Genomic DNA, 23,954 nt, shown 5'->3' with positions numbered 1-23,954 from the left:
GGGCCGCGGGGAACTGCGCGACCGGCCACGGACGACCCGCGGCCGCCGACCCCGAACGCCCCCCGAGCCATTAGGCGTTCGGTCGGCCCCCGCTCCGCGCGGCCCTCTCCATCGCCTCCACCCGGGCCAGCATCGGCATCGGATCCACCCCCACGGACCCGGGCAACGCCTGCGCGATCGACTCCGGCGTCCACCCGCCGGAGGCATACGCGGAGCGCAGCTCCCGCGGCTGCGCCCACACCGCGATCTTCGGCCCGGCGACGGTGTACACCTGCCCGGTCACCCCGTGCTCCCGCGCCGCGTCCGACAGCAGGTACACCACCAGCGCGGCCACGTCCTCCGGCTCCCCGATCTCCGCGAGCTCCATGGGCACGTTGGCGGACATGCGCGTACGGGCGACCGGCGCGACGGCGTTCGCGGTCACCCCGTACTTGTGCAGGCCGAGCGCCGCGCTGCGCACGAGGGAGATGATCCCGCCCTTCGCGGCGCTGTAGTTGGCCTGCGAGACCGACCCCTGGTGGTTGCCGCTGGTGAATCCGATCAACGTCCCCGCCCGCGCCTTGCGCATCACGGCCGACGCGGCGCGGAACACGGTGAACGTCCCCTTCAGATGGGTGGCGACCACCGGGTCCCACTCCTCCTCGGACATGTTGAACAGCATCCGCTCGCGCAGGATCCCGGCGACGCACACGACTCCGTCGAGGCGTCCGTACGACGACAGTGCCGTGTCCACGATCCGCTGTCCGCCGGCCATGGTGGAGACGTCGTCGGCCACGGCGACCGCTTCCCCGCCCGCCGCCTCGATCTCCTTGACCACGGCCTGGGCGACCTCGCTCGTGGGCGAGGCCCCGTCCATGGACACCCCGTAGTCGTTGACGACCACGCGCGCGCCCTCGGCCGCGGCGGCGAGCGCCACCGCCCGTCCGATGCCCCGCCCGGCGCCCGTCACGGCGACGACCTTGCCTGCCAAGAAGTTCCCCACGCCCCGGCCCCTTCCCGCAGTTTCTGACGGTCCGTTAGATTCGACTTGATTCTACGACCCGTCAGATACGCGGAGACAAGCCCCGGGGAGGGACTCATGTCACTGCCGGACGCGTTCCACGAGATCGCCAAGCGCGTGAACAACTGGGGGCGTTGGGGCGCCGACGACGAGATCGGCACCCTGAACCTCATCACCGACGACGTCGTCCGCGAGGCGGCGGCCTGCGTCCGCACCGGCCGCCGCGTCCCGCTCGCGCTGCCCCTGAAGGAGGACGGCGTGCAGACCGGGATGATCCCCGGGCGCATCAACCCCCTGCACACGATGGTGCAGATCAACCAGGAGCTGTTCGGCCCCGGAACCGTGGCGTGCAGCGACGACGCCGTGACCATGGGCCTCCAGGCGGCCACCCACTGGGACGCGCTCACCCATGTCTCGCACTCGGGCCGGCTCTACAACGGCCGCCCCGCCGGCACCATCACCGCGCACGGCGGCGCCGAGTTCAGCGGCATCGACAAGGCGCGGCACATCGTCTCGCGCGGGGTGCTGCTGGACGTGGCACGCGCGCGTGGCGTCGCCCGGCTCGACGGCGGGCACGCGGTCACCCCGGAGGACCTGGAGGCGGCCGAGGAACTCGCGGGCACGCGCGTGCGCGCGGGCGACATCGTGCTCGTGAGGACGGGGCAGATCCAGGTCCTTCTCGCCGGCGACAAGCACGCGTACGGCTATCCCTCGCCCGGTCTGTCGATCCGTACGCCGGAGTGGTTCCACGCGCGCGATGTGGCGGCCGTGGCCAACGACACCCTCACGTTCGAGATATTTCCGCCCGAGACAGAGGACCTGTGGCTGCCCGTGCACGCCCTCGACCTCGTGGAGATGGGGATGCTCCAGGGGCAGAACTGGAGCCTCGAAGAGTTGTCCACAGCCTGTGGACAAGAAGGCCGCTACGCGTTCCTGCTGTCGGCGATGCCGGAGCCCTTCGTCGGCGGCACGGGGACACCGGTCGCACCCGTGGCGGTGCTCTGAGGTCCGGCGATGCCGGTTGGCGGCGCGGTTCCCCCGACCTCCGGCCGCGCCCGAACGGGAGATGCCCCTTCCTCCCCGGGCACGGCACCGCGCGCCGCCATCCGACTCCGGCGCACCCGCCCCGGCCTCTCCTGGCCCTGGAGAGACCGACGCCGATTCACGACCCGCTCTCGACAAGGGCTTCCGCCACCGAAGCCCTCGCCGTCCCCTCACGGCGAATCGCTGACCACAAGCGTGATCAACCGGACACGCGGCGTCAACACCCACTCGGGGATTTGTTACTTACGCCCGATTTCTCGAAGGCGCGCACAGAAGCATGCCCGGGCGCATCCAGACATACCCGAGCTGAGGGGACAGCGCTCTCTGCAACCGTGCTCCGAATCCGCCGGAGTTACCGCTCCGTGCGCCCGTCACACCGCCTCGTACGCGAGCCCTTCGTAGGCCGAGGATCCGCTGCCGTAGGCCGCGGTGGCGCTCTGCGAGTCGGCGTCACGGTCCAGTTCGCACCAGATCCGCTTGCCGCCACCTTCGGAGCACCAGCCCCACCGGTCCGCGAGGCCGTCGACGAGGGCGAGGCCCCGGCCGCCGGTGGCGTCACCGTCGGCGCAGCGCGGCACGGGAGCACGGCCGCTGCGATCGGCGACCTCCAGGCGGACGGTGGCGGCGTCCTGGGCCGCTCCGGGAAGTGACAGGCGCAGCACGGCCGGACAGCCGGTGTGCACGACGGCGTTGGTGACCAGTTCGGACACGAGCAGGATCAGGGTCTCCGCGAGCGGCTCGTCGGCGCCTATCCCGGACCCGGCGAGCCGGGAGCGGGCCCACCGCCGGGCTCGCCCCACCTCAGCGGGGTCGGGCCGGATCTCCAGCTGCACTTGAAGCACCTGCACCGCTCACACCATCCGAACCGGCGGACACAAAGCCCCGCGCCTCACGAGGGCCACGATCCTAGCCATTCTTTTCATGACCAGATCAATGGCCGGAGCCAGGGTCACGGAACGTGAATCCCTTAGCTGACAGCATGGTTGACGTACAGTCACCCCAACAAGCGCTTCGGGCATATTCCAGCGTGAAGGAGTACCCGTGCGGCATACTGTGCGACGCTTGTCCCGGGGAGTCGAACAGGCTGGGGCAGACCGCCCACGCGCCTTGCGAACAGCGGCGCGCACCGCCGGATCCGGAGCCGCCTCAAGGGCAACTCCGGCATGGCTCGTGCTCGGAACCACTCGCATCTCACACAAGGTACCGGAGCGAACGCCCGACTCCAGGCCGTGACGAGTCACACGTAGGACACAACCCGATATCAACGCTCCGTAATTCCGGTATGCCACGATCCGTGACATCCAATTCGGGGCCGTCGGCGATACCGCAGACCAGGGGCCTTCAGCCCGAACCGGCGAGAAGCTCGGCAGCCAACCGCTCCTCACTCTCCGTAGCATCGCTCGTACGGTGCGTTCGCACCCATGCGCGCTTCAGATGGAGATGGACCTCGAACTCCCAGGTGAATCCCATGCCGCCGTGCACCTGGAGACAGTCGCGGGCGCCGCGCACGGCGGCGTCGTCGGCGAGCAGCCGCGCGGTGTCGATGTCGGCAGGGTCGGCGGTGACGGCGGCCGCGTAGACGGCGGCGCGGGCGGTCTCGGTGCGCACCAGCATCTCCGCGCACAGGTGCTTCACCGCCTGGAAGGCTCCGATCGGCCGGCCGAACTGCTCACGCGTCCGGGCGTGTTGCGCGGCGAGTTCGCACGCGCGTGTGGCGCTGCCCAGTTGTTCGGCGGCGGTGAGGAGCACGGCGGCGGGGTCGGCGCCGGGTGCTTCGGCAGCCCAGGGAGAAGAAGGGGTGCCGGGCACCCGGTGCAGCGGGGTCAGCGGATCGACCGACCGCAGCGGTACGGCCCCGCCGTCGTCGCCCCGCACGACGTCCGCCGCCGACAGCCACTCCACAAGGCCGCATCCGCCGACGTCCGTCACGACCGTCTCGCCGGTGGCCGCGCCCGGCACCTCGGCCGCCGCGAGGTGGGTGGCCACGAGCGGCCCCGGCAGGAGCGCCCGCCCGGCCTCCTCGAAGGCCAACACCGCCTCGGGCAGGCCGAGTCCCACGCCGCCCTGGCTCTCGGGCAGCCGCAGCGCGAAGAACCCGGCCTCGCCGAGCTCCCGCCACAGCCCCTTCTGAAGTCGCCCGGGCGCCTCGACGGCGGCCCTGAGCTGCTCCGGCCCGAACCGCCGCGCCAGCAGCTCCCGCACCCCGCTCCGCAACGCCCGCTGGTCCTCGGTCAGTTGGAAACGCATCCGTCATCGCTCCTTCGGCAGCCCGAGAATCCGCTCGCCCACGATGTTCCGCTGGATCTGCGAGGTGCCGGCCGCGATGGTGTACGACAGCGAGGACAGCCGGTCGGACATCCACGGCCGGTCGAGGTCCAGCGAGGCGGGCCCCAGCACCTCGGCGGCGGCGTCGAAGAGCTCCTGGCGGGCGTGCGAGTACCTCAGTTTGAAAACCGAACCCCCGACGCCGGGTATGCCGTCGGCGGCCTCCGCCTCGCTGACGTTCCACTGCGTCAGCCGCCACAGCGCCCGGAACTCGGCGTTCAGCCGCCCGAGCCTGCGGCGCAGCACCGGGTCGTCCCAGCGGCCGTTCCCGCGGGCCTCGGCGGCGAGTTCGCGCAGCACACGGCGGCAGGCGACCACTTCGCCCACGAAGGCCGTGCCGCGTTCGAAGGACAGGGTCACCATCGTCACGCGCCAGCCGTCGTTCTCCTCGCCGACCCGGTTGGCGACCGGCACCCGCACCTCGTCGAGGAACATCTCGGCGAACTCGGTGGTGCCGGCGAGGGTCTTGAGCGGCCGTACGGTGATGCCGGGGGCGTCCATGGGCATGGCCAGCCAGCTGATGCCGCGGTGCTTGGGGGCGTCGGGGTCGGTGCGCACCAACAGCTCGCACCAGTCGGCGACTTCGGCGTGCGAGGTCCAGATCTTGGAGCCGCTGACCACGTAGTCGTCGCCGTCCCTGCGCGCACGCGTGCGCAGTGCCGCGAGGTCGGACCCGGCGTCCGGTTCACTGAAGCCCTGGCACCAGACCTCCTCGCCGCGCAGGATCGGGGGCAGCCAGCGCGCCCGCTGCTCGTCGGTGCCCTCGGCGGCGATGGTCGGCCCGGCGTGCAGCAGCCCGACGAAGCCCGCGCCCACATAGGGGGCGCCCGCCTTCTCGGTCTCCTCCAGGAAGATCAGCCGCAGGGTCGGGGACGCGTCCCAGTGGACGTCGCCGTACCCGGCGTCGTGGAGCATGCGCTGCCAGCCGAGGTCGTGGGCGCGGCGCCCCGGCCAGTCCTCGGGGGACGGCTTCGGCGGCAGTGTCGGCAGCGCCTTGGCCAGCCACTCCCGCAGCCGGGCCCGGAACTCCTCCTCGTCCGGCGTGTACGCGAGGTCCATGTGGCGCTCCTCCATATCTGATGAACCGTCAGATACAGCTCTGCGGGAAGGCTAAGTCCCGCACCCCTGGACCGACAAGGCATCCCGCCCTACGCTCTGCCCACGATCTGACAGACCGTCAGTTCCGATGGACACCACGACCGCTTGGTGGCAGGGGGCCGTCATGAACGACACCGCGCACGCCCTGAGTTCCTCCCGCACCCTCTGGGATCTCCTCGCCCGCCGCGCCGACGTCAGCCCCGACCGCCCGGTCCTCCTCCAGGACGACCGCACGCTGACCTTCGGCGCGCTGCACGCGCGTGCCGAACGCGTCGCGGCCGGCCTGTACGACATGGGCGTACGCCCCGGCACGGTCGTCGCCTGGCAGCTGCCCACCCGTATCGAGACGGCCCTGCTGTCCTTCGCGCTGGCCCGCATCGGCGCCGTGCAGTCGCCGGTCATCCCCTTCTACCGGGACCGCGAAGTCGGCTTCGCGCTGCGGGAGTCGAAGGCGGAGTTCTTCGCGGTGCCGGGGGTGTGGCGGGGCTTCGACCACACCGAGATGGCCCGCCGCCTCGGCGCGAAGGGGATCTTCGAGGCGTACGGCACCCTGCCCGACGGCGATCCGGCCGTACTGCCCCCGCCGCCCGCCGAGGGCACCTCGGTGCGCTGGATCTACTGGACCTCGGGGACCACCTCCGACCCCAAGGGCGTCCTGCACACCGACCGCTCGCTGATCGCGGGCGGCTCCTGCCTCGGGCACGCCCTGCGCCCCACGTCCGCAGACGTCGGCTCGATCGCCTTCCCCTACGCCCACATAGGCGGCCCCGACTACATGGTGATGGTCCTGCTGTACGGCTTCCCCGCGGTGCTGTTCGAGCAGTTCGCGATGCCCGACGCGCTGGCGGGGTACCGAAGGCACGGCGTCACGATCGCGGGCGGCTCGACGGCGTTCTACTCGATGTTCCTCGCCGAGCAGCGCAGGCAGCCGGACGGCGCGAAGGCCGTCCCCACATTGCGGCTGCTGGCGGGCGGCGGGGCGCCGAAGCCGCCGGAGGTCTACCACGCGGTGGTCCGCGAGATGGGCGTGCAACTGACCCACGGATACGGCATGACCGAGGTGCCGATGATCACGATGGGCGCGCCGGACGACACCGCGGAGAACCTGGCGACGACGGAGGGACGGCCGCCGCGGGAGATGGAGATCCGGATCGTCGAGGGGGAGGTACGGCTGCGCGGGGAGGCGGTGTGCCGGGGCTATCTGGATCCGGCGCAGACCGCGGCGGCCTTCGACGAGGACGGCTTCCTGCGCACCGGCGATCTCGGGCGTCTGACCGGCAGCGGGCATCTGGTGCTGACCGGCCGTCTGAAGGACGTCATCATCCGCAAGGGCGAGAACGTCTCGGCGAAGGAGATCGAGGACCTGCTGCACCGGCATCCCGCCGTCGGCGACGTGGCGGTGATCGGGCTGCCGGACCCCGAGCGCGGGGAGCGGGTCTGCGCGGTCGTGGAACAGCCGGCCGGCGCGCCGGAGCTGACCCTTCAGGCGCTGACGTCGTATCTGCGCGGGGAAGGGCTGTCGACGCACAAGCTGCCTGAGCAGCTGGAGGTGGTGGACGCCCTTCCGCGCAACGAGACCCTGCGGAAGGTGCTCAAGTACAAGCTCAGGGAGCGGTACTCGTCGGGGTCGTAGGGCTACTCGGGGACAGTGAAGTAGCGGGCGAAGGCCGTGACGACCTCTCCCTCGGCCACCTTGCCGTCGCCGTCGGTGTCGAGCGTGCCGGCGGCCGCCTGCGCCACGTCCTGCGGCACACCGAGGCAGACCAGCACGCGCGCGGTGTCGGTGACGGTGGCGGCTCCGTCGCCGTCGGGGTCGGCCACGGCGAGGGCGGCGTGCAGGAAGGGACGGGCGATCTCGGCGAACCGGTCCGGGTTGTCGCGCAGGCGCTTGACCGCGCCGTTCACGAACTCCTCGCGGGTGATCCGCTGGTCGCCGTCGCGGTCCGCTATCCCGGCCATGCCCTGCCAGAAGGCCTCGGCACCGATGTACAGGGCCTGGCCCTTGTCGGAGCGCGCCGTGGTGCCGAACTCCGCGAGCAGCGCCTTGGCCGCCCCGACGAAGTCCTCCCGGTCGATGTAGCCGTTGCCGTCCTGGTCGAAGCCGGCGAACCGGGCCGCGATCCTGCGCTCGTACTCGCTGCTGACCATGTCTTTTCGGGCCGCCTCACTTCGTCGGGTGCATCTGTCACGGAGCGTACGACGTCAGGGGCCGTCCGGGCGCGGGAAAGGGGCCGTTGTGCCAAGACCGGGGGAATTTTGGGACAACGATGTGGCACTGACGTGCGGAACGGCGTACGCGGGGCGGGTGCTCAGGCGGACAGCGGTCCGGCCTCGTCCTTGACCGCCGAGGCCAGGTCGGGGTGCACGTCGAAGAGCCGGCGCACGCCCAGCGCGCCGAGGACCCGGTTCACGTGCGACCCCTCCGCCGCGCCCTGCGCCGGGAGTATCAGCCGCAGGCTGCCCTGGCAGGAGCGGATCAGCCGGCGGGCGGCTATGAGCACGCCGACGCCGCTGGAGTCGCAGAACAGGACCTCGGAGAGGTCGAGGACGAGGTCGTGACGTCCTTCGGCCACCACGTCGTGGATGTGCTGGCGCAATCCGGGCGAGGTCACCAGATCCAGCTCGCCCGACACCTGGAGCACGGCCCAGTCGCCGCGCTCGCCGCCGGTCACTTTGAACGTCACCACCATGCCCCTCGCTCGCTGAAACGGAAGCGACACCTACGCTTCCTTGCAGCGCGGCTGCCCAGCGGCTGTTCCCTGAAACGCCCTCCAGAAAACGGTCACCGTTCAGAAAAGGCTTGTTCCCATCGCATTCGATCCTGTTCGATCGTGTCTGATCATGTGGTGACCGGGTAGCCGAGCGACGCGAGCCTCTCCACCGGAGTGCGAAGAGCCCTCTATCACGAGTGCGAGGTGTGTCACCAGCCATGGCTCTACAAGGGGCGCACATTGCGACAAAGGGGCGTGCGCGTCCGACCGTGCCGACTACATTCGTGGAGACGGCACACGCACGCTGGACCGGGACGGACCGGTGAGGGGGGCCTTATGGCGAAGAAGGACGCACCGCCCCGCTGGGACCGCAAGATGCAGCAGCGGCTGGCGCGCGGCGAGGCGGCCGCGCTCGGCGAGCTCTACGACCGGTTCGCCTCGCTCGTGCACGGCCTCGCCCACACCGTGCTGGGCGACGAGCGCGCCGCCGACCACGTCACCCGCGACGTCTTCGCCCATGTCTGGGAGCACCCGGACGCCTACGACCCCAAGCAGGGCCCGCTGCGCTCCTGGGTCGCCAGGCTGACCCACCGGCTCGCCGTGCAGCGGCTGCGCGCCACCGAGACCGCCGCGCTCGCCGAGGCCGGCCAGGGCTCCACGGAGGAGCTGGAGCGCAAGGTGCGGCACGCCTCGGTCGCCGCCCGCGCCGACTACATCGTCCAGTCCATGCCCGTGCCGCTGCGCGCCGCCCTGGAGCTGGCCTACTTCCAGCGCCGCGACTACCGCCAGACCGCCGCCGACCTCGGCGTCACCGAGGACGAGGCCCGCCGCCGGCTGCGCCTGGGCCTCCAGCTGCTGTCCACCGCCCACGACGCCGGAACCGCCCCGGGGGCGCCACCGGGATACGGGGGTGCGGCGTGAACGAGGCCGGACGCTTCGAGGCGTACGACAACGATGACAACGACGACAACAAGCCGTACGACGACTCTTCCCACGGCGACGCACACAAGGACCAGGAGGACAACGACCCCGCGGACTCCAACCGCGCGGCCGACGGCATGAACAGCAGCGGCGACGGCGACGACAAGCACCCCTCGACGAAGCCGGAACCGGACCGGCCGCCCCGCATACCCCTGCCCCGGGCCTCCGTCGAGGACACCGGACGCCCGCTGCCCGACGCCGTGCCGCGGCCCGCGCCGCTCGTCCTGGACCACCGCGTGCTGAAGTCGCTGCTCGGCGCGTGGGCGCTGGCCGCCTGTTCGCCCCAGGAGACCGCTGCCGTGGAGGAACACCTCGGCGGCTGCGGCTCCTGCGCGGACGAGGCGCTGCGGCTGCGTGAGGCGGTCGGCCTGCTGCACCCCTCCGAGAGCCTCGACCTCGACCCGTCCCTGCGCGCCCGCGTCCTGGCGGGCTGCCTGGAGCGGCGCCCGCCGCGCATCCCGGTGCCCGCGTGGGCGACGCCGTACGACGCGGAGGCGGCCCGGCTCGACGCCCTGCTCCAGGACTTCGGGGACGCCGAGTGGCACGCGCCCGTGCGGCTGCGGTGGTTCCGCGGGGACGAGCCCACGAGCCGTCGTACGACCGTCGCCGGGGTCATCGCGCATCTGCTGACCGTGGACGGGCTGGTGGCGGTCGCGCTCGGCCTCGCGGACCCGATGGGTGAGGTGGCCGCGGACCGGGCGACCCCGTCCGGACGCACGGAGGCGTACTGGCGGGCCTCGCACTACCCGCCGACGCGCGCGGTGCGCGCGCCCTGGCGGGAGCAGAGCCACGACCTGGTCCGCACGGTGTCCTTCACGGGCGGCGGCACCGGCAGACTGTCCGTGCCCTACGGCGACTTCGAGCTGCCGCTGCACGACGCGATGCTGGACCGCGCCTTCGAGACGTGGGTGCATGCCGAGGACATCGCCGACGCGGTGGACTACCCGTACGAGCCGCCGTCCGGCAGCGATCTGCACCACATGGTGGACCTGGCGGCCCGCATGCTCCCGACGGTGCTGTCGGCCCGCCGCCAGGCCGGTCTCGCGTCCCCGCCACCGGGTCCCCACCGCCACCTGGTGCCTGCCGGCGAGCCCGGCCGGAGTCTGCGGCTGGAGATCGAGGGTTCGGGCGGCGGCGAGTGGCTGATCCCGCTGGACTCGCCGGCCGCGGTGGGCTCCGCGGAGCACGAGGTGGCCCATGTGGCGCTGGACGGCGCGGAGTTCTGCCGGCTGGCGGCGGGGCATGTGCCGCCGGAGGAGGCCGCGGCCGGGCAGGTCGGCGACCGCACGGCGATCCGGGATGTGCTGTTCGCCGCGGCGAGCCTGAGCCGGATGTGAGGCGTCGGTTGCGGTTTCGTCGGCGACTGCGGGTGAGTGGGGGCGCGAGCAACCACGAACGAGCCGCGGCCGCCGACGCAACAGCCGAACCCGAGCTGCTAGGCGAACACGACCGTCCGTCGCCCGTTCAGCAGAATCCGACGCTCCGCATGCCACTTCACGGCCCGCGCCAGCGCCTGGCACTCCACGTCCCGCCCGACCGCGACCAGTTGGTCCGGGGTGACGTCGTGTCCGACCCGCTCGACCTCCTGCTCGATGATCGGCCCCTCGTCGAGGTCCGCGGTGACGTAATGGGCCGTGGCGCCGATGAGCTTGACGCCCCTGGTGTGCGCCTGGTGATACGGCTTCGCACCCTTGAAGCTCGGCAGGAACGAGTGGTGGATGTTGATGATCCGCCCGCTCAGCTGCTTGCACAGGTCGTCCGAGAGGACCTGCATGTAGCGGGCCAGCACGACCAGCTCCACACCCTCCTCGCGCACGATCTCCAGAACCTGCGCCTCGGCCTCGGACTTGTTGTCCTTGGTCACCGGGATGTGGTGGAAGGGGATGTCGTAGGACCCCGCGAGCTCGGCGAAGTCGGTGTGGTTGGACACCACGGCGGCGATCTCCACCGGCAGCGCCCCGATACTGGCGCGGAACAACAGGTCGTTCAGGCAGTGCCCGAACTTGCTGACCATCAGCAGGACCCGCATCTTCTCCTCGGCCCGGTGGATCTGCCACTCCATGTGGAAGGAGTCACCGATCGCCGCGAAGCTCGCGCGCAGCTTGTCCACGGTCACCGGCGCCTCCGCCGAGAAGTGGACCCGCATGAAGAACAGTCCCGTGTCACGGTCGCCGAACTGCTGACTGTCCTCGATGTTGCAGCCGGTCATGAAGAGGTAGCTCGACACGGCGTGCACGATGCCCTGCTTGTCCGGGCAGGACAGCGTCAGGACGTACTGTTCGGCGGGGACCGCGGCTCGGGTGGACTGCTCATTCATGCAGCACAGGGTCCCATATCCCACGCCCCCGACGGGCAGCCGTCCCGCTACCCGGACCGCCCACCCGGCACCGGCCGGACCGTCACGCGGAACGCGTCATGATCCGCAGCACCTCGAGCGTGCGCGGCGGGGCATCCGGGTCGTCGCCGTCGGCCATGGCCATCCGGACGTGCGCGTCCCGCGCCGCCCGCACCGCCTCCGGCCACTGCTGGTTCTCCATGTAGGCGGAGACCGGCGCGTCCGGGCCGACCTGGTGCATGATCCGCAGCACCCGCAGCACGGCGGTGTCGACGAGCGCCGCCTCCTGCGAGTCCCGGAATATCGTGCCGACGTACTTCTCGGCGGACCAGTTGTCCAGCCAGGTGTCCTCGACCAGGCGGTAGACGGCGTCGGTCACGTCGCCGTACCCGTCGACGCCGGCGAGCCAGACGTCCCGCTGGAAGACCGGGTCGGAGAGCATGTGCAGCGCGGAGCGCACATTGCTGCGCCAGCGCCACCACGGCATGTCGTTGAGTGGCATGCCGCCCATGGTGGATGAGCGACGGCCGCGACGGGAAGAGCTATCCGAACCTTGCACGGTCACCGATCGTACGTTCCCGTTCATTCGCGCCTCATCCGCCCCCGTAATTCACCTTCTGGTCACCTCTGGATAACCGAGGGTCACGCGCAGGTTTGTTGTGTGGCGGAATCGTGCGTGTCCATGACCGGCAGGCCACGCATGCGCAGCACCCTCCTCCCCAAGATCACCAATCGGCCCGTCAGAGCAGCGGCTCGCTCTGCGGCAGCACTGGTGGCGTGTGCGTCACTCGCCGTCGGATGTGGTGTCATCCCCGGTGCCACGGGGGGTTCCGGGGATGACACGATCACCGTGATGACCTGGGCCCCGCAGGACACCAAGGCGACCAACAAGCCCGGTATGCCGGCCTTCGCGCAGGCGTACGCCCGCTGGGTCAACGCCCACGGCGGCCTCGGCGGCCGCAAGCTGAAGGTCATCACCTGCAACGACCACAACGACAGCGTGGCCGCCGCCAAGTGCGCCGACCGCGCGGTCGAGGAGAACGCCGTCGCCGTCGTCGGCTCCTACAGCCAGTACGGCGACACCTTCCTGCCCTCCCTGGAGGGCGCCGGCATCCCGTACATAGGCGGCTACGGCGTCACCAACGCCGAGTTCACCAGCCCGCTCTCCTACCCCGTCAACGGCGGCCAGCCCACCCTGCTTGCGGGCCTCGGCAGGGAGCTGGGCCGCTCCTGCGGCCCCGTCGCCCTGGTACGGCCCGACACCATCGCGGGCGACGAACTGCCGCCGCTGCTCAACTCCGGCCTCAGGTCGGCTGGGCACTCGGCGCCCGACGACCAGCTCGCCGACGAGGACGCCACCTCCTACGACGCCCAGTCGGTGCGGGCGCTGAACCACTCCGCCACCGCCGCGTCCGACAAGGGCTGCGTGGTGCCGGCCCTCGGCGACCGCACGAGCACCTTCCTGGACTCCTTCCGGCGCGCCCGCAAGGACTATCCCGAGGTGCGCACCGCCACCGTCCTCGGCAGCGTCGACCAGACCGTGATCAACGCGACCGGCGGGGCGTCGACGTACGACGGCTCGTACATCACCGGCTGGTACCCGGTCGCCAGCGACCCGCGCTGGGACCCGATGAAGAAGGTCATCAGCGAGCAGGCCTTCGGCGACAACCGCATCGACCCCGCGGACGCCGGCGTACAGACGACGTGGATCGCCTACACGGTGTTCAAGAAGGTCGTCGAGTCGATCGGCGACGGCGCGGTGACCGCCGACTCCGTGCGGGGCGCGCTGAACGAGGGCCTGAAGGTGCCCACGGGCGGCCTGACGCCGACCCTGCAGTGGAAGTTCCAGGACGTCCTGGCCTCCGTCGGCTTCCCCCGGCTGGTCAACCGCGCGGTGACCCTCCAGGTCGTCCGGGACGGCCGGCTGGTGGCGGCCCGCAAGGGCTTCATCGACGTGACGAGGACGCTCCAGGACGCCGACCTGAACTGACCCGGCCGACCCGGCCGCCCCGCTTCCCGCGGGCGGCCGGTGTCCGCGCCGGTACTACAGCTGGGTCGGCTGCCGCTCCGTCAGGCCGTACTTCTTCGCGATCTCGTTCCACAGCCCCGACGCGGTCTTCTTCTGCTCGCTGGCGGTGCCGCTCGCGCGGTTGCCGGCCTGGGTCTGGCCGGTGGAGCGGGCCTGGCCCTTCTTGCACAGCTTCTTGTTGCCGGCGACCTGGTCGGCCCACGCCGCGTAGTGGTTGTCGGCGGACGCCGACGCCTGCCACGCCTTGTTCAGCGCGCCGGTCAGCGCGGCGTGGTTCGGGAGCTGGTCGACGGAGAGCTTGGAGAGGTCGGTCACCAGCTGGTTGCGCTGGCGGGCGGCGTCCCGCAGATCCTGGGCGGCCTTGCCGAGGTTGTCGCAGGACTTCACGGCGTCCACCGCGTTGATCACGGACGTACGGCTGTCGCCGCTGTCGGCGAGCAGCTTGTCCAGGGCGACGGCCTGCTGCTCGGCCGGGTCGGCGGACGGCGAGGCGGAGTCCTCGTTCGCCGGGGCCGTGGCGGAGACGGGCTGGTTCTCCTCGCCCTTGTCGTCGTCCCCGCCCCCACCGGCGAGCAGCGCGCCCGCGCCGATGCCGAGGACGGCGATCCCGACGCCCACGGCGGCGATGAGCGGCAGCCGCGATCCGGTACGGCCACCGCGGCCGCCCCGTCCGCCGTCGTCGTCGTCACCGCCACCGTGCTGTCCCGGCGGGAAGAACGCCGGCGCCTGCTGGTGCTGCTGCGGCTGGGGCTGCTGGAAGCGCGGCAGGTGCTGGGTGGCCCCGGCGGGGGCCTGGCCGGCCGAGTCGCTGCGGAAGAGGTTGTCGAAGTCGGACAGCGGCTGCCGCTCCCCGCCGCCCGGCCGGTCGGTCACCGGCGGGATGTACTGCGTGGCGTCCGCGTCCCCGGCGACGGGCGGCATCGGCCCGGCGCCGCCGGCCTGCCCGGCCCGCCCGAGCACCTGGGTGCTCTCACTGGACACCTCGGGCGGCAGCGCCCCCGGTCCCACCGGCGGGATGAACTGCGTCGCCCCTTCGTCCGCGGCCGGCGCGGCGACGGGCGGGAGGAAGCTGGTGGCCTGGTCGTCGGCGCCCATGGGGCCACCGGCGACCGGGGGTATGTACTGAGTGGCGCCCTCGTCGGCGGGCGGCAGCGGGGCTCCGAAGCCACCGGCGGGCGGCAGCGCGGCGCCCTGCCCGTGCCGGCCCTCGGGCGGCAGCGGCGCGGACGACGCCCCGCCCTGTCCGTAACCGGCCGGCGCGCTCTGGCCGTACGACGGCGCACCGGCCGCCGGGCCCTGCGCCCCGCCGCCGTAGAGCCCGCCGTCCTGCGGCATCGGCTGGCCCGGCATGCCACCCCCGGCCTCCGGCGCCGCGCCCCACGGGGCCGGCGACGGCGACTGGTACGACTGGTCGTGCTGCGGCGACTGGTAGGCCTGGTGTTCCTGCTGAGGCGACTGATACGCCTGGTGATCCTGCTGGGGCGACCGGTACGCCTGCTGGTCCTGCTGGGGTGACTGGTACGTCTGGTGGTCCTGCTGGGGCAGCTGATACGCCTGCTCCGGCTGCTGGGGCGCCTGCCCCGGCTGCTGCCCCTGGCCGCCCCACTCGTGCCCGGGCTGCGCGCCCCAGGCCTGGCCCTGCGCGGGCGGGTTCTGCTCGGGTCCCCAAGGGGTGCCCCAGGCCTGACCGCCCGGCGGTGCCGAGGGCGGGGGTGCGGTCGGCGGCGTCGCCGGCACCGAAGTCGGCCGGCCGCCCTGGCCGCCCGTCATACCCGGCAGCAGCGGCTCACCACCGTCGGAGGGCAGCACGATGCCTTCGCGCGCGGGCCGCGCCGAGGGCTCCTCGCTCCGTCCACTCTGCGTCACCGGGGCTCCTACTAATGGGGGACCTTGTGAATCGTCGGCTCACGCTACCGGCTCCGCCGATCCGGGTGCCACGCAGCCCGGGACGTGACCGTGATCCCTGTGACCGCGCTGACACTCGGGTCCCCCAACCGCTGTCTGTGTCCCCCTCAGTCGGCCGGCATCTTCATTCTCCTGCCGTTCACCTGTAGGTGCCCGGTGATTTCACGCAGCCGCCTGAAGATCCAGACGTGCCCCGAACTCCCTGACCACCGGCTCGTCCCGGAACGGCTCCAGTCGCTGCTGGAAGTCCTCCAGATACTCGGCGCCGCGGTTGGAGCGCAGGGTCTCCAGGAGCTCGACCGCCTTCAGGCCGGTGTGGCAGGCCTGTTCGACCTCGCGCTGCTGCACCTGAGCTGTGGCGAGCAACACATATCCGATGGCCCGGCGTCGCGCCTTCGTCTCCGGAAGCCCGGCGAGCGACTCCTCCGCGCGGCGCGCCGCCGCCTCGGCCTGACCGAGATCGCGATGGCAGTGCGCCAACTCGTCGGCGAGGTAGGCCTCGTCGAAGTGCTTGATCCACGCCGGGTCGTCCCCGGACTCCGCGTCCGCCGACTCCAGCGCGCCCACCGCGCGCCCGGACGCCAGCTGGGCGGCCCGCGCGTCGCCCATCAACGCGTGCCCGCGTGCCTCGGCCGCGTGGAACATGGCCTCCGCACGAGGGGTCACGCGCCCCCGTGCGCCTTCCTGCGCCGCCCGCGCCAACTGCGCGATCTCGCGCGGGTTGCCGAGCTGGGCGGCGAGGTGGCTCATGGAGGCGGCCAGCACATAGCCGCCGTAACCGCGGTCGCCCGCCGCCTGCGCCAGACGCAGCGCCTGGATGTAGTAGCGCTGGGCAAGCCCCGGCTGACCGGTGTCGACGGCCATGTACCCGGCGAGCTCGGTCAACCGCGCGACGGCCGCGAAGAGTTCCCGCCCGATCGCCTCGCGGTAGGAGCCGGCCAGCAGCCCGGAGACGACGCTGTTGAGGTAGTGCACGACGACCGGGCGCACATGCCCGCTGCCGTACTGGTGGTCGAGGTCGACCAGCGCCTGTGTCATCGCGCGCACGGCCTGCACGTCGGACTGCCCCACACGTGGGCCCGCCGAGCGCGACACCTGCGAGTCCGGGGACGAGATCAGCCAGTCGCGGCTGGGCTCGACCAGCGCGGACGCGGCGACGGACGAGCCGGACAGGAAGTCCCTGCGGCCCACGTCACTGCGCCAGAGCTCACAGACCTGCTCGATGGCTCCCAGTACCGTCGGCGAGAACTGGAGGCCGACGCCGGACGCGAGATTCTTGCCGTTGGCCATACCGATCTCGTCGATCGTGACCGTACGGCCGAGTTTGCGGCCGAGCGCCTCGGCGATGATCGCCGGCGCCCGTCCCCGCGGCTGCTGTCCGCGCAGCCAACGCGCCACGGACGTCTTGTCGTAGCGCAGATCGAGACCGTGCTCGGCGCCGCACATGTTGACCCGGCGGGCCAGCCCGGCGTTCGAGCAGCCCGCTTCCTGGATGAGCGCCTGCAGCCGTTCGTTCGGCTGTCGCGCGACGAGAGGCCTTGCGGCCATGGCGTACCCCCTGTGGCTGCGGTGCCTGCCCACGCACCGAGTTGACGTGTCTTCCACGGCCGGATCCGGCCCGGGGGCACTGGCTGTGCACCGCAGGAATCCGGCCGTGAAGATCAATGCCCCGTCGGCATACCGAAAATGCGAGGCTTGTGAGGATTGCCGGGGTAAAGGCGAAAGCCGACCCCACAGTGGGCTACCCACACCCGGCCGCCGATCCTCCCGCGCGCCCCCACACATGCACCCATGCGCCCCAGATGAGAAATCAATGCTCCTCCCCCGCGCGCGCGACGCCCGTAACCCGCGGTGGGTGCGGGAGTTGTGTTGGGCGTGGAAGAGACGATCCCGGCCACCGAAGCCGCACAGATTCCCAAGCAGCGCGGCGAAACGCTGCTGGAGACCGCCGTTCGCTATGCCGAGGAGCGTCACTGGGACGTGTTCCCCGGGACCTGGCTGGAGGCCGTCGACGGCGTGCAGTACTGCTCGTGCGGTGACGCCGCCTGCCCCGCGCCCGGTGCGCACCCCGCGCGCCCGGACTGGGCGTCACAGGCGACCGGGAGCGCGACGGTGGCGCGACGGATGTGGCAGAAGCAGCCCACCGCGTCGATCCTGCTGCCGACGGGGCGCACCTTCGACGCGATCTCCGTCCCGGAGACGGCCGGGTTCCTGGCGCTGGCCCGGATGGAGCGGATGGAGCTGTCGCTGGGACCGGTGACGCTGGCGCCGGACCGCCGGATGAACTTCTTCGTGCTGCCGGGTGCGTCGGTGAAGGTTCCCGATCTGGTGCGCAAGCTGGGGTGGTCGGTCGGGTCGCTGGACCTGGTGGCGCTCGGCGAGGGGGCCTACGTCGCCGGGCCGCCCACGCGGTTCGGGTCGCGGGGTGCCGTGCAGTGGGCCTGCCGGCCGACGCCGGCGAACCGGTGGCTGCCGGATGCGGAGGAGTTGATCTCGCCGCTCGCCTACGCCTGTGGGCGGGACCGGTAGCGCGTTCCCGTCTGCAGGGTTCGGTCGATCGGCGGCTGCGGGTCGTACGTGGTTGTTCGCGCAGTTCCCCGCGCCCCTGGGTGGGCCACCTGACCGTAGGGTTCATACATGACGTCAGCCGCCGTACGCGTTCATGGGCTCTGGAAGCGGTTCGGGCAGCAGGTTGCCGTTGCCGGGATCGATCTTGACCTGCCCGCCGGGAAATTCATCGGGCTCGTCGGTCCCAACGGTGCCGGGAAGACCACGACCCTCTCCATGGTGACCGGGCTGCTGCGGCCCGATCAGGGGTCCGTCGAGGTGGTCGGGCACGACGTCTGGCGGGACCCCGTCGAGGTGAAGGCGCGGATCGGGGTGCTGCCCGAGGGGCTGCGGCTGTTCGAGCGGCTCTCCGGGCGGGAACTCCTCGCGTACACGGGGCGGTTGCGCGGGCTGCCCGGCGCCGAGGTCGACAAGCGGGCCACCCAGCTGCTCGACGTACTCGATCTGGCGGGCGCCCAGCACAAGCTGGTCGTCGACTACTCGACCGGCATGCGCAAGAAGATCGGGCTCGCGGCGGCGCTGCTGCACAATCCCGAAGTGCTGTTCCTGGACGAGCCGTTCGAGGGCGTCGATCCCGTCTCCGCACAGACCATCCGCGGCGTCCTGGAGCGCTACACCGCCTCCGGCGCGACCGTCGTCTTCTCCTCCCACGTCATGGAGCTGGTCGAGTCGCTGTGCGACTGGGTCGCCGTCATGGCCGCCGGCCGCATCAGGGCCCACGGCCCGCTCACCGAAGTGCGCGGCGAGGCCGCCTCGTTGCAGCAGGCGTTCCTCGAACTCGTCGGCGCCAACGGCCGCGACGCCGCCGCCTCCGACCTCGACTGGCTGGGCGGCGGGGCGCGATGAGCACCGACGTGACCGGCGTCTTCGTCCGGCTGAAGCTGTCGCTCCTCGTCAACGGACTACGGCAGTCCGGTGGCCGCCGGGCCGCATACGTCGCGTCGGCCGTGGTGGCCCTCCTCTTCGCCGCGCTGCAACTCCTGGGCCTGATCATGCTGCGCGGCCACGCGCACGCCGACACCGTGGTCGTCATCCTGGTCGCGGTCCTCGCGCTCGGCTGGGCCGTGATGCCGCTGTTCTTCCCCGGCGGGGACGAGACCCTCGACCCGACGCGGCTGGTGATGCTGCCGCTGCGCCCCCGCCCGTTGGTCCGGGCCCTGCTGGTGGCCTCCCTGGTCGGCATCGGCCCGCTGTTCACCCTGTGCCTGCTCACCGGTTCGGTGATCGCTGTGGCGCACGGCGCCCTGACGTACGTCGTCGCGGTCGTCGCCGTCGCCCTGGCCCTGCTGGTGTGCGTGGCGCTCGCGCGGGCCGTCGCCGTCGCCAACATCCGGCTGCTGACCAGTCGCAAGGGCCGTGATCTGGCGGTGCTGAGCGGACTGGTCATCGCGATCGGCGCGCAGGTCGTGAACTTCGGCGCGCAACGGCTCGGCGCCTCGGGCCTGGAACCGCTCGACCCGGCGGCGGACGTGCTGCGCTGGGTGCCGCCGGCGTCCGCGATCGGGGCGGTGCAGTCGGTGAGCGCGGGGTCGTACGGGATCGGGGCGCTCCAACTCGCTTTGAGCGCGGGCGCCCTGCTGGGGCTGATCGCCGTGTGGTCGCGCCATCTGACCCGGCTGATGACCTCCCCCGACGGGTCCACGCTCCAGGCGGCCGGCGAGTCCGCCGTACGGGAGCGGACCTCGACGGGCCTCTCCCGGCTGCTGCCGGCCGGGCGCACCGGCACCGTCATGGAGCGCAGCCTGCGCTACGTGTGGCGGGACCCGAAGACCAAGGCGGCCTGGGTGACCTCGCTCGCCATCGGTCTGATCGTGCCGCTGTTCAACGCCTTGCAGGGCACCGGCTCGATCTACTTCGCCTGTTTCGCCGCCGGGATGCTCGGCATCCAGATGTACAACCAGTTCGGGCAGGACACCTCGGCGTTCTGGATGGTCGCGATGACGATCTCCTCGCCCCGGGACGCCTACGTCGAGCTGCGTGGCCGGGCCCTGGCTCTGCTGCTCATCACCCTGCCCTACGCCGCCCTCGTCACGGTCCTGACGACGGCGCTCATCGGCGACTGGCCCAAGCTGCCGGAGGTGCTGGGCCTGTCCCTGGCCCTGCTCGGCGCGATGCTGGCGACCGGCGCGTGGACGTCGGCCCGATTCCCGTACTCCATCCCGCAGGAGGGCTACAAGAACGTCGCTCCCGGGCAGTCGGGGCTGGCCTGGATCTCCATCTTCGGCGGCATGATCGCGGCCGCCCTGCTGTGCGCCCCCGTCCTCGCCGTGACGATCTGGCTGAACGTCAGCGAGGGCGGGGACGACTGGACCTGGCTGCTGCTGCCCGGCGGAGCTGCGTACGGGGCGGCGATCACACTCCTGGGCCTACGCCTGGCGGCCCCACGAACGGCGGCCCGCCTCCCGGAAATCCTGACGGCGGTGAGCAAGGGCTGACGGTCCTGCAACGCCCCTCAGGGGCGCGGGGCTGTTTCGATTTGCGGCTCTGCCGCGTGGGCGCGACAAGCCACGAACCACCCGCAGCCGCCAACGCTCGACACACACCGAGCTCAAAGGCGCCCGGCATCACCCTGTCCGCACCGCATCCAAAAAGGGCTCAATGGCCCCTCGCCACCCCTCGGGCTGGTCATAGTGCACAAGATGCCCCGCATCGGACACCTCCGCGTACTCCCCCCGCGGCAGCACCCGCACCATCTCCTGCGCCTCGGCCCGCCCGAGCTCACCGTCCAGCCCCCGCACGACGAGCGTGGGGCACTGCACCTGTGTGAGCTCCTCCCAGTGCGCGTCGTACACCCAGGTCTCCCGGGACCGCAGCATCTGGTCCGGCACGAAGACCGGCCGCCAGCCGTCCTCGCACTCGTGCATGACCTCGGCGTAGAACTCGCCCCGGGCGGGGTTGGGACGCTCGACCCACGGGTCGTCCTCCCCGAACCACTTGCGTACGTCGGCGAGCGTGGCGAAGGGGACGGGCCAGGACTTGAACCAGTCCGACCACTCCCGCTGCGAGGCCGCGCCGAGCGCGGAGGCCCGCATGTCGCAGATGATCAGGCCGCGCACCAGATCGGGCCGCTTGGCGGCGAGCTGCCAGGCCGTCAGCGCGCCCATGGCGTGGCCGATGAGGACGGCCGGGGCGAGGCCGAGCTGTTCGAGGGCGGCCTCGGCGTCGTCGACGTATGCCTCGCGGGTGAAGGCGGCCTGCGCGGGCTTGTCGCTGCGGCCGTGACCGCGCTGGTCCAGGGCGACGGCGCGGTGCCGCTCGGAGAGCCAGCGGGCGGTGGAGGCCCAGTGCGAGGCGCGGCCCATCAGGCCGTGCAGTAACAGGACACCGAGCCGGCCGTCGTGCTCTTTCGCGGGGTCGGTCTTGGGAGGGTCGCCGAACTCCCAGGCCGCGAGACGTACGCCGCCGGTCCCGGTCACGTCGATGCGCCGCGCCATCGGTCTGGCCCCCCTAGATCCGCTCGGACCGCGCGAGTCGGACGGTCCTGTCATCCGCGTCCTGCTTGCCGTGCCTGCCGTATCTGCCGTCGCCTCCGCGAGCACCTTGGGCCACCTGCGTCACCTGCGCCGCACGTGTCGTGGATGCCCCCGCACGCGATGTGCATGTCCTGTGTGTCTGACGTGATCTTATGCGCACATTCCTGAAGCGCACGTTCCGCATGACCCGTCACCCCGCAGACTATCGAACCCCTATTCGAAAGACCGGGTCGCGCGGACAACACCCCTCATTCGAGTGACCCCCTCCAAGGATTGATCGCCACCGTCGAGGGGAGATCTTCACCGGGAGGCGGACCGCTCGGGGAAACCGGTCCGAAGGGGATGACCTTGAGAGCTCGGGGCTCCAGGTCAGCACAGGGGAGGACAGGCCCCGGCGCCACACGGCGCCGGGGCCCTCTCCACGTTCACGGCACATCCTCGCGCCCCCTCCCCGGCCGGACGCATCACTGTCCGTCACGGCCAAGAGCCCTCAGGTCATATGCCTCACGCGACAGCCTCGCACGCGAATCCGCCGGGCGCTGCGATTCCGCGCACTGAATCTTGGAATGGAAAAGATCGACGGATCGCCACAACTCCCGCTCCCTTACCGGGAATTACACGGGAGAGAACTCGAGATGGACGACTGCCGCCGGTCAGCGCTTCGCGACGAACACATGCGAGGCGACGTCCGCCTCCAGCTCGGCCGCCTCACCACCGCTGCCCACCAGCACACCGCCCGCGGACTCGGTCACGCTCACCACCGAGCCGGGCTGCACGCCCGCCCGGCGCAGCGTGTACATCAGCTGCGCGTCGGTCTGGATCGGCTCACCGATCCGGCGCACCACGACGGTCTTGCCCTCGACACCCGGGTCGAGGTCGGCCAGCGAGACCATGCCCTCGTCCAGGAACGGGTCGGCGCCGTCCTTCTCGCCGAGCTCCTCCAGACCGGGGATCGGGTTGCCGTACGGCGACTCGGTGGGGTGGCGCAGCAGCTCCAGCACCCGGCGCTCCACCGCCTCGCTCATCACGTGCTCCCAGCGACACGCCTCGGCGTGCACCTGCTCCCACTCCAGCCCGATCACATCGACGAGCAGACACTCGGCGAGGCGGTGCTTGCGCATGACGCGGGTGGCCAGCCGGCGCCCCTCGTCCGTCAGCTCCAGGTGCCGGTCGGACGCCACGGACACCAGCCCGTCACGCTCCATCCGCGCCACCGTCTGGCTCACGGTCGGTCCGCTCTGGTCCAGCCGCTCGGCGATCCGGGCGCGCATGGGGACCACACCTTCCTCCTCCAGCTCGAGGATGGTGCGGAGATACATCTCCGTGGTGTCGATCAGTCCGGACATACGTGCCCCTCGATTAGCTCTGCGATTAGCTCAGCCGGAAGCGAGACAGCTCCGCGGCGCGTGCGCTGGCCCTGCACTCAATTCTGCCGGATACCACTGACAACCGTGCCGAGCCGTTGGAACCAGGGGGTGTACGGCCCCTCTCCGGCCGTATCCCGGCGGCCCCGCGGCCGTGCGCGACCGGCTTCGGCACCGGGAGTGAACCGGGAGTGACGCGCCGACGGCACTGCGCCCGTCCGACCGAACCCGCACAGGCGCCAGGGGCACACGCACCGTATTGACACCGCACTGGTCCAGACCGCACGGTGATCCGCGACACATTCGCATCCGCGACCCGGGAGGGCCCCGCATGAGCGACAGCACGCCGGCCGACCAGTTCTTCGACGCCGCGATCGGCCTGCTCCAGCGGGTCCGTGACGAGGAGGCCGAGAACATCGAGGCGGCCGGCACCCTGCTCGCCGACACGGTCGCCGCCGACGGCCGGCTCTTCGCCTTCGGCGCCGGTCACTCCTCCCTCGCCGCCCAGGACGTCGTCTACCGCGCGGGCGGCCTCGCCCTGATGAACCTGCTGGCCGTGCCCGGCGTCGTCGGCGTAGACGTCATGCCCGCCACCCTCGGCTCCGCCCTCGAACGCGTCGACGGCCTCGCGAGCGTGGTCCTGGAAAGCTCTCCGCTGCGCTCCGGCGACGCCCTGGTGATCATCTCCCTCTCCGGCCGCAACGCCCTCCCCGTCGAGATGGCCATGGCCGCCCGCGCCCTCGGCGTCCGCGTCATCGGCGTGACCTCGGTGGCGTACGCCTCGGAGACGACGTCCCGCCATGTCTCCGGGACCTACCTCAAGGACCACTGCGACATCGTCCTCGACTCGAAGATCGCGATCGGTGACGCCGAGCTCACCCTCGACACGATCCCCGCGCCCTTCGCCCCCGCGTCCACGGTCGTCACCTCGGCCCTCCTCCAGTCCGTCATGGCCACCGCGGCCGCCACCCTGGCCGACCGCGGCATCGAGCCCCCGCTCCTGCGCTCGGGCAACGTCGACGGCGGCCACGACTGGAACAGGCGGGTGTTCGAGAAGTACGGGGACCGGATCTTCTACCGGCAGTGAGGCGGGACGAGGCCGGCCTGGCGAGCGTCGCCGG

21 protein-coding genes are annotated in these 23,954 nt (G+C 71.6%); 9 read left to right on the top strand and 12 right to left on the bottom strand.

Going from position 1 to position 23,954, the window contains the following annotated elements; translation table 11 throughout:
• Nucleotides 1-70: 70 nt before the first annotated feature.
• Nucleotides 71-982, bottom strand: a complete 912-nt coding sequence (locus tag CP983_RS24095; RefSeq protein WP_150501710.1) for an SDR family NAD(P)-dependent oxidoreductase — start codon at nucleotides 980-982, stop codon at nucleotides 71-73.
• A 96-nt stretch (nucleotides 983-1,078) separates the two neighbouring features.
• Here CP983_RS24095 and CP983_RS24090 point away from each other — a divergent pair, with 96 nt between their 5' ends.
• Nucleotides 1,079-2,005: a cyclase family protein gene (locus CP983_RS24090; protein ID WP_150501708.1), complete on the top strand. Its 927-nt coding sequence runs from the start codon at nucleotides 1,079-1,081 to the stop codon at nucleotides 2,003-2,005.
• A 410-nt stretch (nucleotides 2,006-2,415) separates the two neighbouring features.
• Here CP983_RS24090 and CP983_RS24085 read toward each other — a convergent pair whose 3' ends face one another.
• From CP983_RS24085 to CP983_RS24070, 3 genes are all read right to left on the bottom strand, one after another.
• Nucleotides 2,416-2,877, bottom strand: a complete 462-nt coding sequence (locus tag CP983_RS24085; protein ID WP_125526830.1) for an ATP-binding protein — start codon at nucleotides 2,875-2,877, stop codon at nucleotides 2,416-2,418.
• Nucleotides 2,878-3,385: 508 nt separating this feature from the next.
• On the bottom strand, nucleotides 3,386-4,291 hold the full coding sequence (locus CP983_RS24075; protein WP_150501707.1) for an acyl-CoA dehydrogenase family protein: 906 nt from the start codon (nucleotides 4,289-4,291) through the stop codon (nucleotides 3,386-3,388).
• Between the two features lie 3 nt (nucleotides 4,292-4,294).
• Nucleotides 4,295-5,428 (bottom strand): acyl-CoA dehydrogenase, encoded by a 1,134-nt coding sequence (locus CP983_RS24070; RefSeq protein ID WP_150501705.1) that lies wholly within the window; start codon nucleotides 5,426-5,428, stop codon nucleotides 4,295-4,297.
• Between the two features lie 163 nt (nucleotides 5,429-5,591).
• Here CP983_RS24070 and CP983_RS24065 point away from each other — a divergent pair, with 163 nt between their 5' ends.
• Entirely contained in the window at nucleotides 5,592-7,100 is a 1,509-nt protein-coding gene (locus CP983_RS24065) for a class I adenylate-forming enzyme family protein (RefSeq protein ID WP_150506836.1), read from the top strand.
• 2 nt (nucleotides 7,101-7,102) lie between these two features.
• Here CP983_RS24065 and CP983_RS24060 read toward each other — a convergent pair whose 3' ends face one another.
• Nucleotides 7,103-7,615 carry an EF-hand domain-containing protein gene (locus CP983_RS24060; RefSeq protein ID WP_107905996.1) on the bottom strand — a complete coding sequence of 171 codons (513 nt, stop codon included), beginning with the start codon at nucleotides 7,613-7,615 and terminating at the stop codon, nucleotides 7,103-7,105.
• A 161-nt stretch (nucleotides 7,616-7,776) separates the two neighbouring features.
• Entirely contained in the window at nucleotides 7,777-8,157 is a 381-nt protein-coding gene (locus CP983_RS24055) for an STAS domain-containing protein (RefSeq protein ID WP_107905997.1), read from the bottom strand.
• Between the two features lie 357 nt (nucleotides 8,158-8,514).
• Between CP983_RS24055 and CP983_RS24050 the strand changes: the two genes are divergently transcribed.
• Together CP983_RS24050 and CP983_RS24045 are read left to right on the top strand one after the other, a co-directional pair.
• The gene (locus CP983_RS24050) at nucleotides 8,515-9,099 is read left to right on the top strand and encodes an RNA polymerase sigma factor (protein WP_125526821.1); all 585 of its coding nucleotides are present in this window, start codon (nucleotides 8,515-8,517) and stop codon (nucleotides 9,097-9,099) included.
• A 137-nt stretch (nucleotides 9,100-9,236) separates the two neighbouring features.
• The gene (locus tag CP983_RS24045) at nucleotides 9,237-10,496 is read left to right on the top strand and encodes a zf-HC2 domain-containing protein (RefSeq protein ID WP_150506834.1); all 1,260 of its coding nucleotides are present in this window, start codon (nucleotides 9,237-9,239) and stop codon (nucleotides 10,494-10,496) included.
• A gap of 98 nt (nucleotides 10,497-10,594) precedes the next feature.
• Here CP983_RS24045 and purU read toward each other — a convergent pair whose 3' ends face one another.
• Together purU and CP983_RS24035 are read right to left on the bottom strand one after the other, a co-directional pair.
• Entirely contained in the window at nucleotides 10,595-11,476 is an 882-nt protein-coding gene (gene purU / locus CP983_RS24040) for a formyltetrahydrofolate deformylase (RefSeq protein WP_030957250.1), read from the bottom strand.
• Between the two features lie 82 nt (nucleotides 11,477-11,558).
• On the bottom strand, nucleotides 11,559-12,059 hold the full coding sequence (locus tag CP983_RS24035) for an SCO4402 family protein (RefSeq protein WP_107906274.1): 501 nt from the start codon (nucleotides 12,057-12,059) through the stop codon (nucleotides 11,559-11,561).
• A gap of 117 nt (nucleotides 12,060-12,176) precedes the next feature.
• On the opposite strand from CP983_RS24035, the gene CP983_RS24030 reads away from it, so the two are divergent.
• Nucleotides 12,177-13,484 (top strand): ABC transporter substrate-binding protein, encoded by a 1,308-nt coding sequence (locus CP983_RS24030; RefSeq protein ID WP_107906001.1) that lies wholly within the window; start codon nucleotides 12,177-12,179, stop codon nucleotides 13,482-13,484.
• 54 nt (nucleotides 13,485-13,538) lie between these two features.
• Here CP983_RS24030 and CP983_RS24025 read toward each other — a convergent pair whose 3' ends face one another.
• Both CP983_RS24025 and CP983_RS24020 read right to left on the bottom strand, forming a co-directional pair.
• The gene (locus tag CP983_RS24025) at nucleotides 13,539-15,389 is read right to left on the bottom strand and encodes a hypothetical protein (RefSeq protein WP_150501703.1); all 1,851 of its coding nucleotides are present in this window, start codon (nucleotides 15,387-15,389) and stop codon (nucleotides 13,539-13,541) included.
• A 201-nt stretch (nucleotides 15,390-15,590) separates the two neighbouring features.
• Nucleotides 15,591-16,976: an NsdA family TPR-like regulatory protein gene (locus tag CP983_RS24020; protein WP_150501701.1), complete on the bottom strand. Its 1,386-nt coding sequence runs from the start codon at nucleotides 16,974-16,976 to the stop codon at nucleotides 15,591-15,593.
• A gap of 318 nt (nucleotides 16,977-17,294) precedes the next feature.
• Here CP983_RS24020 and CP983_RS24015 point away from each other — a divergent pair, with 318 nt between their 5' ends.
• The 3 genes from CP983_RS24015 (at nucleotide 17,295) to CP983_RS24005 (ending at nucleotide 20,431) form a co-directional block, all read left to right on the top strand.
• The gene (locus CP983_RS24015; protein ID WP_125526825.1) at nucleotides 17,295-17,957 is read left to right on the top strand and encodes a bifunctional DNA primase/polymerase; all 663 of its coding nucleotides are present in this window, start codon (nucleotides 17,295-17,297) and stop codon (nucleotides 17,955-17,957) included.
• A 108-nt stretch (nucleotides 17,958-18,065) separates the two neighbouring features.
• Nucleotides 18,066-18,842, top strand: coding sequence for an ABC transporter ATP-binding protein (locus CP983_RS24010; RefSeq protein WP_150501699.1), 777 nt, complete (start codon nucleotides 18,066-18,068; stop codon nucleotides 18,840-18,842).
• Entirely contained in the window at nucleotides 18,839-20,431 is a 1,593-nt protein-coding gene (locus CP983_RS24005; RefSeq protein ID WP_150501697.1) for a transporter, read from the top strand. Before CP983_RS24010 ends, CP983_RS24005 begins: the two co-directional genes overlap by 4 nt.
• A 129-nt stretch (nucleotides 20,432-20,560) precedes the next feature.
• Here CP983_RS24005 and CP983_RS24000 read toward each other — a convergent pair whose 3' ends face one another.
• Together CP983_RS24000 and CP983_RS23995 are read right to left on the bottom strand one after the other, a co-directional pair.
• Nucleotides 20,561-21,430, bottom strand: a complete 870-nt coding sequence (locus CP983_RS24000; RefSeq protein WP_030967445.1) for an alpha/beta fold hydrolase — start codon at nucleotides 21,428-21,430, stop codon at nucleotides 20,561-20,563.
• A gap of 692 nt (nucleotides 21,431-22,122) precedes the next feature.
• Complete coding sequence (locus CP983_RS23995; RefSeq protein ID WP_004000347.1) at nucleotides 22,123-22,815, bottom strand: iron-dependent transcriptional repressor DtxR; 693 nt, start codon at nucleotides 22,813-22,815, stop codon at nucleotides 22,123-22,125.
• A gap of 349 nt (nucleotides 22,816-23,164) precedes the next feature.
• Between CP983_RS23995 and CP983_RS23990 the strand changes: the two genes are divergently transcribed.
• A complete protein-coding gene (locus tag CP983_RS23990) occupies nucleotides 23,165-23,920 on the top strand; it encodes an SIS domain-containing protein (protein WP_150501695.1) in 756 nt (251 codons plus the stop codon).
• The last annotated feature ends 34 nt before the right edge of the window (nucleotides 23,921-23,954 follow it).

Origin of the sequence: Streptomyces chartreusis, from assembly GCF_008704715.1 — a bacterium.
In the GTDB taxonomy this organism is placed as follows: domain Bacteria; phylum Actinomycetota; class Actinomycetes; order Streptomycetales; family Streptomycetaceae; genus Streptomyces; species Streptomyces chartreusis.
The sequence above is the reverse complement of the archived record's forward strand: the minus strand, read 5'-3'. Positions and strand labels throughout refer to the sequence as shown.